The following is a 17,109-nucleotide window of genomic DNA, read 5'->3' as shown; positions in this document are numbered from 1 at the left end:
TAATTCCTTTTTAATTAAAGAATGACTCAATATAAGTATTCATTTTATGATTATCTTTATTGGTCAATAATAAATTTAATATCAGAGATTATTTATTAATAATACTAAACATTAATTGTTTGAATTTTGAACAGTAAATAAGGGCTTAATTTAAAGATAACTTTAATTCTTTAACTTGTATTCATTTGCATATCAGCACACGCTTTCATATCTCACTATCCCCAACGTTACCGTTTGGGGATAGTTATGAATTATCTTAAAAAAAACACCATTATCCTTTTACACAAACAACCTGCCGTAGTGTATGAACAACCTCAACAAGTGATAACTGAGCCTTCATAACAGCATCAATATCCTTATAAGCCATCGGAATTTCATCAATCACATCTTCGTCTTTTCGACATTCCACATGTGCTGTTGCTCGAATTTGGTCTTCAACACTAAAGGCTTTTTTTGCTGCTGTTCGGCTCATTACGCGTCCTGCGCCATGGCTACATGAACAGAAACTTTCTGCATTTCCCTTACCTCTAACAATAAAACTCTTCGCTCCCATTGAACCCGGAATGATCCCCATTTCACCTTTTTGAGCAGAAACGGCACCTTTTCGAGTCACCAGAACTTCTTCACCAAAATGCATTTCCTTTTGCACATAGTTATGGTGACAGTTCACTGCCTGTTGCTGAGTCGTAAAAGGTTTAGTTATTTGTGTTGATAATGCCGCCAACACGCGTTCCATCATGATTTCACGGTTATGACGTGCAAAATCCTGTGCCCATTCTACGGCTTCTATATAGTCATCATAGAAAAGCGTTCCTTCTTTTAAGTACGCTAAGTTTTTATCTGGCAAGTTAGCGATATGTTCTCTCATGTCTTCTTGTGCCATTTGTATAAATAACGTACCGATAGCATTACCAACACCACGAGATCCACTATGTAGCATTACCCAAACATTATCTGATTCATCAAGACACAACTCGATAAAGTGGTTTCCTGTTCCTAATGTACCTAGGTGACGATAGTTATTCGTATTTCGTAAACGTGGATACTTATCAGTTAAAACCTTAAAACGCCCTTCAAGTTGTTGCCAATGTTGATCAACAAGTTTAGGTGGGTTCTTCCATGAACCACGATCGTTCCCTGACTGATAACTTGTTCGTCCATGAGGTACTGCTCTTTCTATTGCCGTTCTTATGGCAAATAAATTATCTGGCAGATCATTGGCGTGTAATGATGTTTTCACCGCAATCATTCCACATCCAATATCCACACCAACAGCAGCCGGAATAATCGCACCTTTTGTTGGGATAACACTTCCTATTGTTGAACCTTTCCCTAAGTGAACATCGGGCATTACTGCCATATGTTTAAAAATAAAAGGCATCTTGGCGGTATTGATAAGTTGCTTTAGAGCATCTGCTTCAACAGGTACACCATTTGTCCACATTTTGATTTCCGCAGTCCCTGCTTCTTTTACTATTTGATGATCCAATATCATGCCTGTGCTCCTTTAATTTGTACTAGCCCGTTTAATACTTGGTCTAAACCGCCATAAACGGAAATCTTATCAATACGTTCTGCAATACGTTCTACGGTTTCTAGCTCTTTTAATCGTAGAGCTACTGGATTGTTTTCCATCACTTTTGCCGTATTTAATAAAGAACGTGTCGCGGATGTCTCTTCTCTTCGACGTATAACATTAGCCTGAGCTGATTTTTCAGCCTCAACCACTTGCGCTAAAATCGTTTTCATTTCGCCTGGTAAAACAATATCTTTTACCCCTAATGAAGCCACTTCAATACCATATCCTTTAGTCACTTCACTGATTTTTTCACTTACTAAACTATCAATCAGTGTTTTATTTTCTAATAATTCATCCAACGTTCTTGTTCCTACGGCCTCACGTAACGCAAATTGCAACTCTTTATATAAGAACTCAAGAGGTGAACTCAGTAGTTGATACGCTGAAAGCACGTCGCGATAACGCCAACTCGCTGACAAATTAATGCGTAAGGTCACTTTATCTTTCGTTAAGATCTCTTGTCCGCTTACATCGAGTGTTTGCAAGCGCATATCTACAACTTCAACATCAACTTTGTGCTGATAACGCCAATAGCCTTTCAATCCCGGGGGTAATAGTGATTGAGTTTCACCATTAACACGGATAATGCCCGCATGCCATGTCGGAATATCCACACTTAATACACCTTCACTGCCTTTTATCGTCTGGTTACGTAATTTTGGATGCTGTAATTTTTTAACCAAAGCTGGCGAAACTTCCAATTCATTTGCTGACAACACTTCCATTGAGCGCTGTGCATAATTCCAATAGAGACGGCGAGTGCTCGGCGCTAAGATCTCTTTGAGTGAGCCATTTTCATAAAGTAAGCCAATCTCTTCATCAGATAGCACAATATCAAAACAATATTCACTCACCCATTCTGGATGATATTGGCGTAAAAATTCGGCTTTCTCTCTTTCAATTGCAGGACCGTTCAATTCCACCAGCTCAACACTTAATTGACGGCGAAGATCGAAAAATTTATGTTCCCCCATAGTAAGGACATCAATATATTCATCGTCCTTCTTTAATAAACCCAGTTGTCCCTGTTTCACTTTTATTGTTGTTCTTATCATCATTGCTTCCTTTTTCTCTTCTTTATTATTGGCTTTCTTTTATTACCATTTTTATCGTGACTTACTTTCCACGAACAAACTTGGCGAAATCGAAGGGAAAACAAGAGAGGAACGATACTTTGTTTGTCTCTTCTTCTGCCTTCAATCCAGCGTAGTTGCTGGTGGATAAGCAAGGTGACGATACTGCTGTCACAACGATTTTTTTATATTTAATTTTACATTTGGATTTGTAATGGTTTTGGTGTCAGGAATCGAACCTGAAAATAACCCTCTTCACCTACAGAGTCCCGATGTGGAGGAACACATTTAGATAACACCACAGAGTGTTCTTTATGTGCCTACCAGATTTAAAATCTGCTCAAGACATTAATAATATTGCGAGGATCGTGCCAAGTTTTTAAAATCCACCAAAAATATTTTTAACCAATTGTTTTAATTGATAAAAATACCCTCAATGTAATTTTCAAATATTTAGCTATTGAATTAAAATCGATAAAATCTTATCTTTTTATCTATACATTTATAAATATAGATAAAAAGATAAGTAGGGATAACTTAATGAAACGCAAAGTGGTGATTGGTGTTTTAGGTACGACATTAGATAAACGAGGTAAAAGCCATAAAAGATGGAATTCATGGCGTCCAACAATTTCTATTTGCCATCAAAAAGATTTCCCCGTTAGTCGATTGGTCATGATCCATCAACCCAATGATTCAATGCTAGCGTCAAAAATCACTGAAGATATTCATACCGTCTCTCCTGATACAGAAGTATTACCTTACGAAATTGATATTTGTGATCCTTGGGATCTGGAAGAGGTTTACAGTCACTTTCTTGATTTCGCAGTGAATTATCCATTTGATACTGAGAATGAAGAATATTATGTCCATATCACAACGGGTACTCACATCGCTCAGATTTGCTGGTTTCTACTGACTGAAGCGCACTACTTACCTGCAAAACTATTACAAACCTCCCCTTCTTCTAAAATCGAAAATGAAGATGGTATCAAAACAATACAATCAGCCACGGGAAGTTATGCTGTTATTGATCTCGATTTAAGCCGTTACACAAAACTAACGAGCCGATTTGAGCACTACCATAATGAATCACTCTCTTTCTTAAAATCAGGGATAGCCACACGCAATGAACGTTTTAATGCTTTAATCGCTCAGATTGAACGAGTAGCATTACGCTCTGTTGCACCAATTTTATTAACCGGTCCCACTGGAGCCGGGAAATCATTCCTTGCTCAGCGTATTTATGAATTACGACAATCTCGCCATTTTGTAAAAGGCCGTTTTATCGCTGTTAACTGCGCCACTTTGCGCGGTGACAATGCAATGTCCACTTTATTTGGCCATGTAAAAGGGGCATTTACAGGTGCGTTGCAAGCCAGACAAGGCTTATTAAGGGAAGCCGATAAAGGAATTTTATTTCTTGATGAAATTGCGGAATTAGGACTTGATGAACAAGCGATGTTACTGAAAGCTATAGAAGAAAAATCGTTTTATCCTTATGGCTCTGATACTGAAGTGCAAAGTGATTTTCAGTTAATCGCAGGTACACATCGTGATATGGATAAGCAAATTGCGAAAGGGCTTTTTCGTGAAGATCTCTATGCGAGGATCAACTTATGGTCTTTTTCTCTGCCCGGTTTAGCCGATCGTAAAGAAGATATTGAGCCTAACATCGATTATGAATTGCATCACTTTGCCAAGCTTTATCAAAAAGCAATCCGCTTTAACTCTGATGCAAAATTACACTATATTCGATTTGCAACATCTGAACAGGCATTATGGCGTGGTAATTTCCGTGAACTTAGTGCTAGTATAACGCGAATGGCAACACTTGCCGAAAATGGTCGTATTACCCTTCCTCTTGTTGATGAAGAAATTAATCGTTTAAAACAAAATTGGGGAGTTGCTTCCTCTTCTTTATTTAATAGTACTGATATTGATCTTTTCGATCTTAGCCAACTCAATACCGTTATCAAAACGTGCCAGCAATCATCAACACTCTCAGAAGCCGGTAGAAAACTTTTCGCAGTATCAAGACAAAATAAAAAACAACCCAACGATGCCGATCGCCTACGTAAGTATCTTGCGAAATTCGATTTAAGTTGGGAACAAATTCGACATGGAGAATAATATTTCATTATGGAGCTCACTTTTTTAGGCACTAACGCAGGCGTTCCTTCTAAAGAGAGGAATGTCACCAGTATGGTGCTTGATTTACAAAATAAACAAAAAAGTATGTGGATGTTTGATTGTGGCGAAGCGACACAACACCAAATATTGCATACCCGCGTAAAATTACCGCGTTTAAATAAAATTTTTATTACCCACTTACATGGCGATCATATTTTTGGTTTACCGGGATTACTTTGTAGTCGCTCAATGGGAGGAACCGAAACGCTGTTAACGGTGTATGGCCCTACGGGTATCAAAGCTTTTATAGAGACAGCACTGACCCTAAGCCAATCTTATTTAACTTACCCTATTAATATTGTTGAAATTGATGAAGCGGGTTTTCTGTTTGAAGAAGAAGGTATGAAAGTGAGCTGTGAAGCACTTTCTCATCCTGTACCTTGTTTTGGTTATCGCTTAGAAGAAGAAAACAGCCCAGGTAAATTAGATGCAGAAAAACTGAAAGCCAACAATATTCCTGCGGGTGCTTGGTTACAAGAGTTAAAACAAGGTAAAACCATTACATTGCCAGATGGAAGAGTCGTTGACGGCAAAGAGTATATTGGCCCTGAAACAAAAGGTCGTTGTATTGCAATTTTCGGTGATACACAACCCACACCAAATGCATTAAAACTGGCTAATAATGCAGATGTTATTGTTCATGAAGCGACGTTTAAACATGAAATGGCAGAGCAAGCGAATAGCCGTGGACACTCAACTACTGTGCAAGCGGCACAGTTAGCCAAAGAGGCTAATGTCAAAAAACTGATTATCACGCATATTAGTAGTCGCTACTCACCCGAAGACTGTGTTGAATTACTCAAGGAAAGCCAACAGATCTTTAGCCATACTGAAATGGCTTCTGATTTTGAGGTATTTAAGTTGTAATTGCGTTTTCACTAAATAACAATGGCGATATTATATCGCCATTGTTATAAGTCATACTCCACTCGTTGACGTATATTTTAGTGAGTTATCTATAACGTCGTGCGTTTTATCTTTCCATCTTGCAAAATAAAATTAACTTTTCCATCCCAGAATTCAGCTAAGAAAATATCTTCTGGTTTCTCAATATGTTGATTTTTCATCTCATCTTGAAGCCATGTTTCATCTTTTTCTATTTGCGCTAATTCTGATGTTCGAATAACACCGTCTTTCATAACAATAATCGAAGGCATTTTTGCACCGTCACATACCACAGTGATTTGTCCATCAGGTTCAATTTGCGCGTAATTAACCTCTTGAAACGAATGAATACCTTGTGCATGAAGACGAGACGTTATATTTAAAATGTCTATTTTGTTCTTTTTCTCCATGATGTTTTCCATTATAAATTCGCCCTTCTTTATAATGGGAATAGGATTACCAATAGTCACAGCTCGGAAAAAATTGAATCGCTTACTGATATAATTAAGCAACGAGATAAAACAGACACCAATTAAGAAGACGATAATATATTGATAAAGAGGGATCGCATCGGTGTAAATCACCCCCCCCATAATGCCTCCGAGCACAAAATTACCAATAAAATCAATAGGTGTTAATTGAGAGAGTTGAGTTTTACCCGATAAATTCATATGGACTAATATGATAGTAAAACCAATAATAAATTTGATAATAACCAGAAAGTAATATTCCATTTGCGTCTCACATTTCCAATAATTTCTGCACTTATTATAAAGCAGAAAATCTCACCCAGATAAAAATCTAAATTATTTTTGATGATATTTGACTAAGAAAAAACACTTAATATACTTAGGTTTGTTGATTTTAAGACTCACACTATACTTATTACGATCATTTATTCGTAATATCTTACTATCAACTCGATAGCTTCTCGCCTTTTCTAGTTCTTACGCGGGATATCACTGAATTGTTTTTGAACACACATTTTGGAGAAAAAAATGAATAAAAAACTACTTACTTCATTGGTTCTAGCGGGTCTTGTTACTATTACAGCAGGTTGTGATGATTCATCTAAAAAAGTTGATGAAGGTATTGATAAGGCAAAAGAAACAGCAACTCAAGTAACTGAAACGGCGCAAGATAAAGCCAAAGAGTTAACTGAACAAGCTAAAGATAAAGCTGCCGACTTGAAAGAAGATGCATCCGCAAAAGCAGATGAATTAACACAACAAGCTCAAGAGCTAAAAGATAAAGCTGAACAAAAAGCGGCTGAGCTAAAAGCGCAAGCTGATGAAAAAACAGATGCCCTGAAAGAGAGCATTTCACAAAAAACTGATGAACTAAAAGATGCAAGTGCTGCAAAAGCTGAAGAAATTAAGCAAAGCCTAGAAGCTGAAAGCAATAAATTATCTGAAAAAGCCGCTGAGCTAAAGCAAGATGCGAGCAAAACAGCAGATAACCTGATGCAAGAAGCAGACAACAAGGTTGATCAGCTAAAAGGTGATGCATCAAAAACCAGCGATGATGTGAAACAACAAGCTCAAGAGACTGAAAATAAAGCGCTTGATAAAGCGGATCAATTAACGGATCAAGCCAAACAAAAAATTGATGATTTAAAAACTGAAAATAAATAATCTGATTTCAGTTTTTTTGATGGATCTAGAGCCAGTAAGTTTTTACTGGCTTTTTTTGTACAAAAAAAAGACAGGGGTTGATCGATTAAGCAAAAAATGTAACCATGTTCTCCTTTTTTCAACAGGAGAAACCTATTAAAGAGCGAAAGCATCTAGCATAAAAAGTTAGTAATAAATTGATTTAACTGTGTTTTTCTTCATTTTGCGGAAAAGATAATTTACTTCCGTTCTTTTATAAAACATCTTTCCAATTTGGTGTTTTATTCAAATTTTCTTATGAACTTTTCTTTTCTGATGACATAAGCAATCAGAAAGTGGGTAGCGAAAAGTCTCTTTCTAGGAAAATAACAAAAAATAGGTTAACTATGAGTCAACAAAACGATATAACCCCTCAAAAAGTTAGGATGAAAATTAATCCTCCCGTTTTTTATACATCTGCACTGTTAATTTTACTGGTCGTTGGTTTCTCTGCATTATTTCCAGAGTTGGCTAATGATAAATTAGGTCATCTTCAGGAAAACCTCTTCACGAATGCGAGCTGGTTCTACATTCTAGCCGTTGCATTGGTTTTGCTGAGTGTGACTTATTTAGGCCTTTCTCGTTTTGGTCAAATCAAGTTAGGGCCAGATCATGCCCGCCCCCACTTTAGTTATTTTGCTTGGTTTGCCATGCTCTTTTCAGCAGGAATGGGAATTGGCTTAATGTTCTTTGGTGTTGCTGAACCCGTTATGCATTACCTTATGCCCCCGACAGGTGAAGCTCAAACCATAGAAGCCGCAAAAGAAGCGATGCGATTAACCTTTTTCCACTGGGGATTACATGCATGGGCAATTTACGCCATTGTCGCTTTGATCTTAGCGTTTTTCTCTTATCGTCATGGCTTGCCGTTAACACTGCGCTCAGCACTTTATCCAATCATTGGTGATCGCATACATGGCCCTATTGGTCATGCTGTTGATATTTTTGCCGTTATGGGAACCGTATTTGGTGTCGCAACTTCTCTTGGATTTGGTGTTCTGCAAGTTAATGCGGGTTTAAACCATCTTTTTAATGTCCCCATTAATCCAACCGTGCAAGTCATATTGATTGTTGTGATAACAGGACTTGCAACTATTTCAGTTGTTTCTGGATTAGAAAAAGGTATCCGCTTTTTATCTGAACTTAACTTAGGATTAGCGGTAATTCTTCTTTTATTAGTCATTATTCTTGGTCCAACCGTATTGATATTAAAATCATTTGTTGAAAATACGGGAGGATATCTATCCGAAATTGTCAGTAAAACTTTTAATCTTTACGCATACGAGCCAAAATCGAGTGATTGGTTAGGGGGATGGACTCTACTTTATTGGGGTTGGTGGCTTTCATGGTCTCCATTTGTAGGGATGTTTATTGCCCGTATTTCTCGTGGACGTACTATTCGTGAATTTGTTGTGGGTGTTCTGTTTGTTCCTGCTGGCTTTACCTTACTTTGGATGACCGTTTTTGGTAATACAGCAATTCATTTAATCAAAGATAAAGGTGCAGAAGCTCTCGCAAATATCGTACAGCAAGATGTCTCATTGGCTTTATTTGAGTTCTTAAATTATTTTCCATTTTCGTCCGTCTTATCCTTCTTTGCGATGTTGATGGTTGTTGTCTTCTTTGTGACTTCAGCCGACTCGGGTGCAATGGTTGTTGATACTTTAGCTTCAGGTGGTGATAGCGAAACACCTGTGTGGCAACGTATTTTCTGGGCGGGCTTAATGGGCGTTTCTGCAATTACTTTATTGTTAGCAGGTGGTTTAACTGCGCTACAAACAGTCACCATTGCGAGCGCACTTCCCTTCTCAATGGTATTGCTTGCTTCTATTTATGGACTAATAAAAGCATTGCGAGTGGATGTATATAAACGTGATAGCCAACAATTAACGACAATTGCGCCACCAGCAAGCCGTAATCCGATCCCTTGGCAACGCCGTTTAAGAAACATTGCCTATTTCCCTAAACGTTCTCATGTAAAACGTTTTATGGATGAAGTTATTCAGCCTTCAATGGAAATGGTGTCTGCCGAGCTAAGTAAACAAGCAACACAATGTATTATCCATAACGAAGAAGAGGATCGAATTGGTATTGAAGTCGATTTAGGCGATGACATGAATTTCTTCTATGAAGTTCGTCTGCGTTTTTATACTCAACCTGCCTTTGCTTTAGCTGGATTAAGTGATGAAGAAAGAGACGAAGAACATAAGTATTATCGCGCTGAGATTCATTTAAAAGAAGGTGGACAAGACTACGATGTAATGGGTTGGACGAAAGAACAAATCATTCACGATATTCTTGATCAGTACGAAAAACACATTCACTTCTTACATGTATTAGGTAAGCAATAATTTTACCTGAGTGAGAACAACAAAAAGGAGATGCCATAGCATCTCCTTTTTTCTTATTAAATAACTTATTTTTCTGATTGTTCAACATCATCTGGATTAAGTGCAATCAGCTCTTTTAATAATCCAGCTAGTCGTTGTAGTTTTTCAGTGGAAAACTTTTGCTCAAGTAATTGATAGCCTTCTTCAATTTTAGGCTGAATTTTATCGTATAAGCTTTGCCCATTGGCAGACAATGAAACGAAAAGTTTACGTTGGTCACTCACAGGTTTTAAACGACAAATTAGCTCATCTCTTTCCATTCTAATAAGAATACCCGTTAGACTTGGTCGAAGAATACACGATTTTTGTGCTAATTCGTGGAAATCAATAGAGCGTTTATCCGCAAGTACGCGAATGATCCGCCATTGCTGTTCTGTCAGATTATGCTCTTTAAGAACAGGTCGAAAAAAACCCATCGCAGATTCCCGTGCTTGTAATAGCGCGATAGTTAATGATTCATGCATAATCAAGAAGCTCTTTATATGGTGTTATAGGTGAAATGACAAAATATCACTCAATATAGACAGTGAAAAAGTACCGCTGTTTATGGTTTATAAAATGACTATATTCTAAGAATAGACTAATTGTTACAATTATTCATATTAACAAATAAATAAAGTTGACTCAATTTTTGCAATTTTATTCCCTTTGTGCAATTTATCACCCATGCTTCTTTTTCGTGTTAATTTCACCTTCTGCAACATCTTGACCTATACGCAATTTTCATCAATTGGCAATTTGTGTTATCTCTCAACCAACTAAAAAAAAGTAGCCTGATTTGCCTATTACCCTACCTCTAGATTAGGAATAATGGCGCTTAGCGATAAGGTTGTCTCACAGTTTTTTGAGATAAAGTTAACAGGTTGTAACAAAGAAAGATTGCTATCTTTGTTCATGCGCGGTAGCGTTACGGCTTTAAAACAACGCAACAAAGAAACCGGCAATAACATTACAACTTTGTTAGCGGAGTAGTTAGGTAATTTATTAGTTATCTAACTAATAATTATTTTAAGTGAAGACGCCCACAGACGAGAAGTCTGGCAGTAGGAGTAAATAATGTCTGAGGAAAAACAGGCTAACCCACTTTTTCGGGATGCAATGGCAAGCTTAGGTGCCGCAGTCAATATCGTGGCAACAAATGGCGATGCAGGATGTTGTGGCTTAACAGCAACAGCGGTATGTTCTGTTACTGATAACCCACCTACCGTGATGGTTTGCATCAACAGTAAAAGTCAGATGAACTCTATTTTTCAAGAAAATGGAAAATTGAGCATCAATATATTGAATCATGAGCAAGAAGAAATGGCATGTCATTTCGCCGGAATGACAGGACTCGCGATGGCAGATCGCTTTACTCAACCTGGATGGCAAAACGGACAATTACAACAACCCGTGTTAACAAATGCGCTTGCCTGCCTTGAAGGTGATATTTATGATGTGCGCCAAGTAGGTACACATTTTGTTTATATGACCGAAATTAAGAATATTTCTGTACGCGAAGATGGTGATGGACTTATTTATTTCAAACGTCGTTTCCATTCTGTTAAAAATGAACAAGTACCCATCCCTGTTTAAATTTCACCTATTCTACCTCAAGATAAAAACGCACTTTTAATAAGGGCGTTTTTTATTGATTATCATCACAATATAAAATTAAATATTTATTTATATTAAGTGAATACTTATTTAACTAAATAACATTAGCTAACTTTTAGGTATTTATTAAATATTTATTAACATCTGTTTGTTATAAAAGAATAATTTTTAATTATAATGAAAAATTTCTTTCTAGAATCAATCAGTCACATAATCAAAAACATTTCCCCTCTACTTTTATTCTTTCTCTTTATTTAATTTACTCAGATTAAAATATAAACAAACAACAATCCAATTGGTTATATTTTATACCAAAGATCAATTAAATGACTTTATTTGAAAATAAACTAATGAATATTTTTTTCAATCTGGTATTAATCTTACCCACAGTGTGATCAACCTTTGAGAAGTCATTCTATCAATATATTAGTCTACTCGACTTGCTGATTACCTTCTTAAATTTGCAAACATCACTCTAAATGCGACAGATAATGTTACCGTTGTGTAACATTCCTCGTGAATGTGAGTAAATAACATCGTTGTTGAAAATAAATAATAATTAGGGGCATTACAGATATGGATAAACCCGCTCAAGTCGGTTTATTACAACAGCCTAAACCATTCTTTATGATTTTCTTTGTAGAATTATGGGAACGTTTTGGTTACTACGGCGTACAAGGTATTCTTGCCGTTTATTTTGTTAGTAAACTCGGTTTCTCTCAAGAACAGGCTTTCATTACTTTTGGTGCATTCTCTGCACTGGTTTATGGGCTTATTTCTATTGGTGGTTATGTTGGTGACCACTTATTAGGAACAAAACGAACAATTGTTTTAGGTGCTATTGTCTTGGCTATCGGTTATTTCATGACTGGTATGTCAATTATGTATCCTAATTTAATTTTCTACGCATTAGGAACTATCGCAGTAGGTAATGGCTTATTTAAAGCTAACCCTGCCAGCCTATTAGCAAAATGTTATCCACCTAAAGATCCACGTCTTGATGGTGCATTTACATTATTTTATATGTCGATTAATATCGGCTCATTAATTTCTTTATCTATCGCCCCTGTACTTGCAGAACGTTACGGATATGCACTGACTTATAATATCTGTGGTGTTGGCTTGATCATGGCGTTATTAGTTTATTTCTTCTGTCGCAAAATGGTTGCCAATATTGGTTCTGAACCAGACCATTTACCAATGAGCTTTAGCAAACTGTTATTAGTTATTGCTGGCTCAATTGCGATGGTATTTGTTTGTGCATGGTTACTGCACAACGTGATGATTGCAAATATCGTTTTAGTCAGTCTGTCTATCATTGTTGTCTTCATTTATTTCCGTGAAGCCTTTAAACAAAAAGACAGAGTTGCTCGTAATAAAATGTATGTTGCATTTGTTCTGATGTTAGAAGCGGTTATTTTCTACATTCTGTATGCACAAATGCCAACTTCACTGAACTTCTTTGCTATTCATAACGTTCATCACACGCTTTTAGGCTTTGATATTAACCCTGTAAGCTTCCAAGCACTAAACCCATTCTGGATCATTATTGCTAGCCCAATCCTTGCTATCACTTACAGCCATTTTGGCGCGAAAGGTAAAGACTTCTCAATGCCAGCGAAGTTTACCGCAGGTATGCTTCTGTGCTCGTTAGGCTTCCTTACAGCGGCAGCATCAGGTATGTGGTTTGCCGATGCTCAAGGCTTAACATCACCTTGGTTTATCGTTCTGGTTTATTTATTCCAGAGCTTAGGTGAACTGATGATCAGTGCGTTAGGTTTAGCAATGGTTGCAGCGTTCGTACCACAATACATGATGGGCTTTATTTTAGGTATGTGGTTCTTAACACAAGCAACGGCTTACCTGTTAGGCGGTTATGTAGCAACCTTCACCGCAGCACCAGAAGGTATTACTGATCCACTACAAACATTACCTATTTACACTGACGTATTTGGTAAAATTGGTATTGTGACCTTAATTGTAGGTATCGTTATGTGGGCAACCGTACCTTTATTAAATCGTATGATGAAAGAAGAAAGCAAAGACGCTAAAGTCACGGGCTGATCTTCCAAATAATATATTGCTCAATTTAAGCGTCTATTTATTAATAGGCGCTTTTTTATATCTGCTTTATCTCAACGTTAGGTTTCATTTCGTATTGGCTAGATATCCCTAATAGGGCCGCATCTACATTCCCTCACACCCATTTTAATAATAAATATTGCCATAGCCAAACTACCTAATCGCTTTTTATCAGGCATAAAAAAACCCGCCAAATAAGCGGGTTTAGTTTAATCATTAAGAATGACTCAATTACAGAACGTCAACTGAATTCAATTCTTTAAATGCTTGTTCTAAACGAACAACCATTGATGCTTGTGCTTGACGTAACCAGTTACGTGGATCGTAGTATTTCTTGTTAGGTTTATCAGCACCTTCTGGGTTACCTAATTGGCCCTGCAGATAGCCTTCGTTCTTTTTGTAGAACTGTAAGATACCATCCCAAGTTGCCCACTGAGTATCGGTATCGATATTCATTTTGATAACACCATAGCCAACAGCTTCTTTGATTTCTTCAGCAGAAGAACCAGAACCGCCGTGGAAAACGAAATCTAAGCTATTGTGTGGCAGATTGAATTTCTGTGATACGTAGTCTTGTGAGTTACGTAAGATTTTTGGCGTTAACTGAACGTTACCTGGTTTATAAACACCGTGAACGTTACCGAAAGATGCCGCGATAGTGAAACGAGGGCTTACTGCGCTCAGTTTTTCATATGCGTAAGCAACATCTTCTGGTTGAGTATAAAGCGCAGAGCTGTCCATACCTGTGTTATCAACACCGTCTTCTTCACCACCAGTACAGCCTAATTCGATTTCTAAAGTCATATCGATTTTAGCCATACGCGCTAAATATTTAGCACAGATTTCGATGTTTTCTTCTAATGATTCTTCAGATAAGTCAATCATATGAGAAGAGAACAGTGGTTTACCTGTTTTAGCGTAGTGTTTTTCACCCGCATCTAACAGACCATCAATCCATGGTAATAATTTTTTAGCACAGTGGTCAGTATGCAGAATAACAGGAACACCGTAGTATTCAGCCATTTGATGCACATGATGAGCACCAGAAATTGCGCCTAAAATAGCAGCTTGCTGTGGTACATCAGATTTAAGACCTTTACCTGCGATAAATGCAGCACCACCGTTAGAGAACTGTACAATAACAGGAGAACGAACTTTCGCAGCAGCTTCTAACACAGCATTGATTGAGTCAGTACCTACACAGTTAACCGCAGGCAGAGCAAATTTGTTTTCTTTTGCTACTGCAAATACTTTTTGTACATCATCACCAGTGATGACACCCGGTTTCACGAAATCAAAAACTTTAGACATGTAATAAGATCCTATATTTGGAACAGGTAGAAAATAACTTTCTACCTGTATGAGCTGACTTAATTACTGTTTAGCGCGTTCTTCTAACATTGCAACAGCAGGAAGTTTTTTGCCTTCAACGAATTCTAAGAAAGCACCACCACCGGTTGAAATGTAAGAGATTTTGTCTGCGATATCAAATAAATCAATAGCAGCCAGCGTATCACCACCACCTGCGATAGAGAATGCGTCGCTATCTGCGATTGCATTAGCGATGATTTCTGTACCTTTGCGGAAGTTAGGGAATTCGAATACACCTACTGGACCATTCCACAGGATAGTTTTCGCATTTTTCAGGATTTCTGCTAAACGCTCAGCAGTTACATCACCGATATCAAGTACTTGTTCATCATCTTTGATGTCACTTGCTGATTTTAAAACAGCATCTGCAGTTTCAGAGAATTCAGTCGCAACGCGAACATCACTTGGTACTGGAATATCACATTTTTCCATCAGCTTTTTAGCATCATCAACCAGGTCTGCTTCATATAAAGAGCGGCCTACTGGATGACCTTCTGCTGCGATAAAGGTATTTGCGATACCACCACCAACGATTAATTGGTCAGCAATTTTTGATAAGGAATCTAATACAGTCAGTTTAGTTGAAACTTTAGAACCACCAACAATCGCAACCATTGGGCGAGCTGGTTTATCTAATGCTTTACCTAATGCTTCAAGTTCTGCTGATAACAGTGGACCCGCACAAGCAACTTGTGCAAATTTAGCAACGCCATGAGTTGACGCTTGAGCACGGTGAGCAGTACCGAATGCATCCATTACGAATACATCACATAATGCAGCGTATTGCTTAGACAGAGTTTCGTCGTCTTTCTTTTCGCCTTTGTTAAAACGAACGTTTTCAAGAACAACTAATTCACCTGCATTGACTTCAACACCATTTAAATAGTCTTTAGCAAGGCTAACTGGTGCAGTTAATTTGTCTTTCAGATAGTCAACAACTGGTTTTAAAGAGAACTCTTCGTTGTACTCACCTTCGGTAGGACGACCTAAGTGAGAAGTTACCATCACTTTAGCGCCTTGTTTTAACGCGGCTTCAATTGTTGGTAAAGAAGCACGGATACGCGCATCTGAAGTCACTTTACCATCTTTAACTGGAACGTTCAGGTCAGCACGGATAAGAACTCGTTTACCCGCTAGGTCTAAATCGGTCATCTTAATTACAGACATGATGAATCCTCTCATTGATTCTCTAAAATTTAGTAATCTTCTGTTCAGTGCGTCGTATTATTACGCGACACCGTCATTAAAACATGATTATTTAAAACCAGTTGCAGCCATTGCTAACGTTGTATCAAGCATTCTGTTAGCAAAGCCCCATTCATTATCACACCAGACTAAAGTCTTGATCAGGTGTTGCCCACTGACTCTTGTTTGTGTGCCATCAACGATTGCACTATGAGGGTCGTGGTTAAAATCAGTTGAGACTAATGGCAATTCTGTGTAATCCACTATACCACGAAATGCGCCAGTTGCTGATTTTTGAATTAACCGATTGACATCTAACACATTTACAGCAGTTTTTACAGTGACACTTAAATCAATTGCCGTCACATTAATTGTAGGAACTCGTACAGAAATTGCCTCAAAATGATCCTTAAATTTCGGGAAAATTCGAGTAATTCCTGCTGCCAACTTCGTATCAACAGGAATGATAGATTGTCCTGCTGCACGAGTACGGCGTAAATCCTTATGGTATGCATCAATCACGGGTTGATCGTTCATTGCTGCATGGATTGTTGTTACTGTTCCTGATTCTATATTAAATGCGTCATCCATCATTTTAATAATGGGAATAATGCAATTCGTTGTACAAGATGCGTTTGAAACAATTCGGTGCTCTTTTTTTAGTTCGTGTTGATTGACACCAAAAACGACAGTTGCATCTAAATCAGTTGTACCGGGATGAGAAAAAAGTACTTTCTTTGCGCCTTGTGCAATATGTGCTTCACCATCAGCACGAGAGCCATAAGCACCACTACAATCAAGTACAACATCGATACCAAGTTCACCCCAAGGTAAATCAGTAATATCAGCGTGGTGAAAAAGACGAATAGTATCATCACCCACTTGCAATAAATCGTTATTAATTCGTACATCCCAAGCAAAACGTCCGTGACTAGAGTCATACTTGAGAAGATGCCCAATACCTTGTGCATCAGCCAATTCATTTATTGCAACAACTGTTATTTCAGCTCGTTTACCTGATTCATAAAGCGCTCTTAACACATTACGCCCTATACGACCAAAACCGTTAATAGCGACTCTGATTGTCATGTGACTCCCTTGAT

At 37.7% G+C, this 17,109-nt stretch carries 13 protein-coding genes; 6 read left to right on the top strand and 7 right to left on the bottom strand.

The window, feature by feature from the left end; genetic code table 11:
* Positions 1–271 precede the first annotated feature (271 nt).
* Positions 272–1,495: an RtcB family protein gene (locus EHE21_RS04395; protein WP_088493562.1), complete on the bottom strand. Its 1,224-nt coding sequence runs from the start codon at positions 1,493–1,495 to the stop codon at positions 272–274.
* Complete coding sequence (locus tag EHE21_RS04390; RefSeq protein ID WP_194952582.1) at positions 1,492–2,631, bottom strand: slipin family protein; 1,140 nt, start codon at positions 2,629–2,631, stop codon at positions 1,492–1,494. Before EHE21_RS04390 ends, EHE21_RS04395 begins: the two co-directional genes overlap by 4 nt.
* Before the next feature lie 561 nt (positions 2,632–3,192).
* On the opposite strand from EHE21_RS04390, the gene rtcR reads away from it, so the two are divergent.
* Together rtcR and rnz are read left to right on the top strand one after the other, a co-directional pair.
* Complete coding sequence (gene rtcR, locus EHE21_RS04385; protein WP_088493564.1) at positions 3,193–4,785, top strand: RNA repair transcriptional activator RtcR; 1,593 nt, start codon at positions 3,193–3,195, stop codon at positions 4,783–4,785.
* A gap of 9 nt (positions 4,786–4,794) precedes the next feature.
* Positions 4,795–5,712 carry a ribonuclease Z gene (rnz, locus tag EHE21_RS04380; protein ID WP_194951953.1) on the top strand — a complete coding sequence of 306 codons (918 nt, stop codon included), beginning with the start codon at positions 4,795–4,797 and terminating at the stop codon, positions 5,710–5,712.
* A gap of 89 nt (positions 5,713–5,801) precedes the next feature.
* Here the strand turns inward: rnz and EHE21_RS04375 are convergent, their stop codons facing one another.
* The gene (locus EHE21_RS04375; protein WP_194951952.1) at positions 5,802–6,464 is read right to left on the bottom strand and encodes a DUF421 domain-containing protein; all 663 of its coding nucleotides are present in this window, start codon (positions 6,462–6,464) and stop codon (positions 5,802–5,804) included.
* Between the two features lie 264 nt (positions 6,465–6,728).
* On the opposite strand from EHE21_RS04375, the gene EHE21_RS04370 reads away from it, so the two are divergent.
* Both EHE21_RS04370 and betT read left to right on the top strand, forming a co-directional pair.
* A complete protein-coding gene (locus tag EHE21_RS04370) occupies positions 6,729–7,364 on the top strand; it encodes a hypothetical protein (RefSeq protein WP_088493567.1) in 636 nt (211 codons plus the stop codon).
* Positions 7,365–7,729: 365 nt separating this feature from the next.
* Positions 7,730–9,733 (top strand): choline BCCT transporter BetT, encoded by a 2,004-nt coding sequence (gene betT / locus EHE21_RS04365; RefSeq protein WP_194951951.1) that lies wholly within the window; start codon positions 7,730–7,732, stop codon positions 9,731–9,733.
* 65 nt (positions 9,734–9,798) lie between these two features.
* On the opposite strand, the gene hpaR is transcribed toward betT, so the two are convergent.
* On the bottom strand, positions 9,799–10,236 hold the full coding sequence (gene hpaR / locus EHE21_RS04360; protein WP_075673407.1) for a homoprotocatechuate degradation operon regulator HpaR: 438 nt from the start codon (positions 10,234–10,236) through the stop codon (positions 9,799–9,801).
* A 592-nt stretch (positions 10,237–10,828) separates the two neighbouring features.
* Here hpaR and hpaC point away from each other — a divergent pair.
* Positions 10,829–11,347, top strand: a complete 519-nt coding sequence (gene hpaC, locus EHE21_RS04355) for a 4-hydroxyphenylacetate 3-monooxygenase, reductase component (RefSeq protein WP_088493569.1) — start codon at positions 10,829–10,831, stop codon at positions 11,345–11,347.
* Positions 11,348–11,944: 597 nt separating this feature from the next.
* Positions 11,945–13,432, top strand: a complete 1,488-nt coding sequence (gene dtpB, locus EHE21_RS04350) for a dipeptide/tripeptide permease DtpB (RefSeq protein ID WP_194951950.1) — start codon at positions 11,945–11,947, stop codon at positions 13,430–13,432.
* Positions 13,433–13,681: 249 nt separating this feature from the next.
* On the opposite strand, the gene fbaA is transcribed toward dtpB, so the two are convergent.
* From fbaA to epd, 3 genes are all read right to left on the bottom strand, one after another.
* A complete protein-coding gene (gene fbaA / locus EHE21_RS04345) occupies positions 13,682–14,761 on the bottom strand; it encodes a class II fructose-bisphosphate aldolase (protein WP_088493571.1) in 1,080 nt (359 codons plus the stop codon).
* A 63-nt stretch (positions 14,762–14,824) separates the two neighbouring features.
* Positions 14,825–15,988 (bottom strand): phosphoglycerate kinase, encoded by a 1,164-nt coding sequence (gene pgk / locus EHE21_RS04340; RefSeq protein WP_088493572.1) that lies wholly within the window; start codon positions 15,986–15,988, stop codon positions 14,825–14,827.
* A gap of 87 nt (positions 15,989–16,075) precedes the next feature.
* Positions 16,076–17,095, bottom strand: a complete 1,020-nt coding sequence (gene epd, locus EHE21_RS04335) for an erythrose-4-phosphate dehydrogenase (protein ID WP_075673402.1) — start codon at positions 17,093–17,095, stop codon at positions 16,076–16,078.
* Positions 17,096–17,109: the final 14 nt, after the last annotated feature.

The organism is Proteus sp. GOKU (genome assembly GCF_015475555.1).
Classification (GTDB): Bacteria; Pseudomonadota; Gammaproteobacteria; order Enterobacterales; family Enterobacteriaceae; genus Proteus; species Proteus mirabilis_B.
The sequence above is the reverse complement of the archived record's forward strand: the minus strand, read 5'-3'. Positions and strand labels throughout refer to the sequence as shown.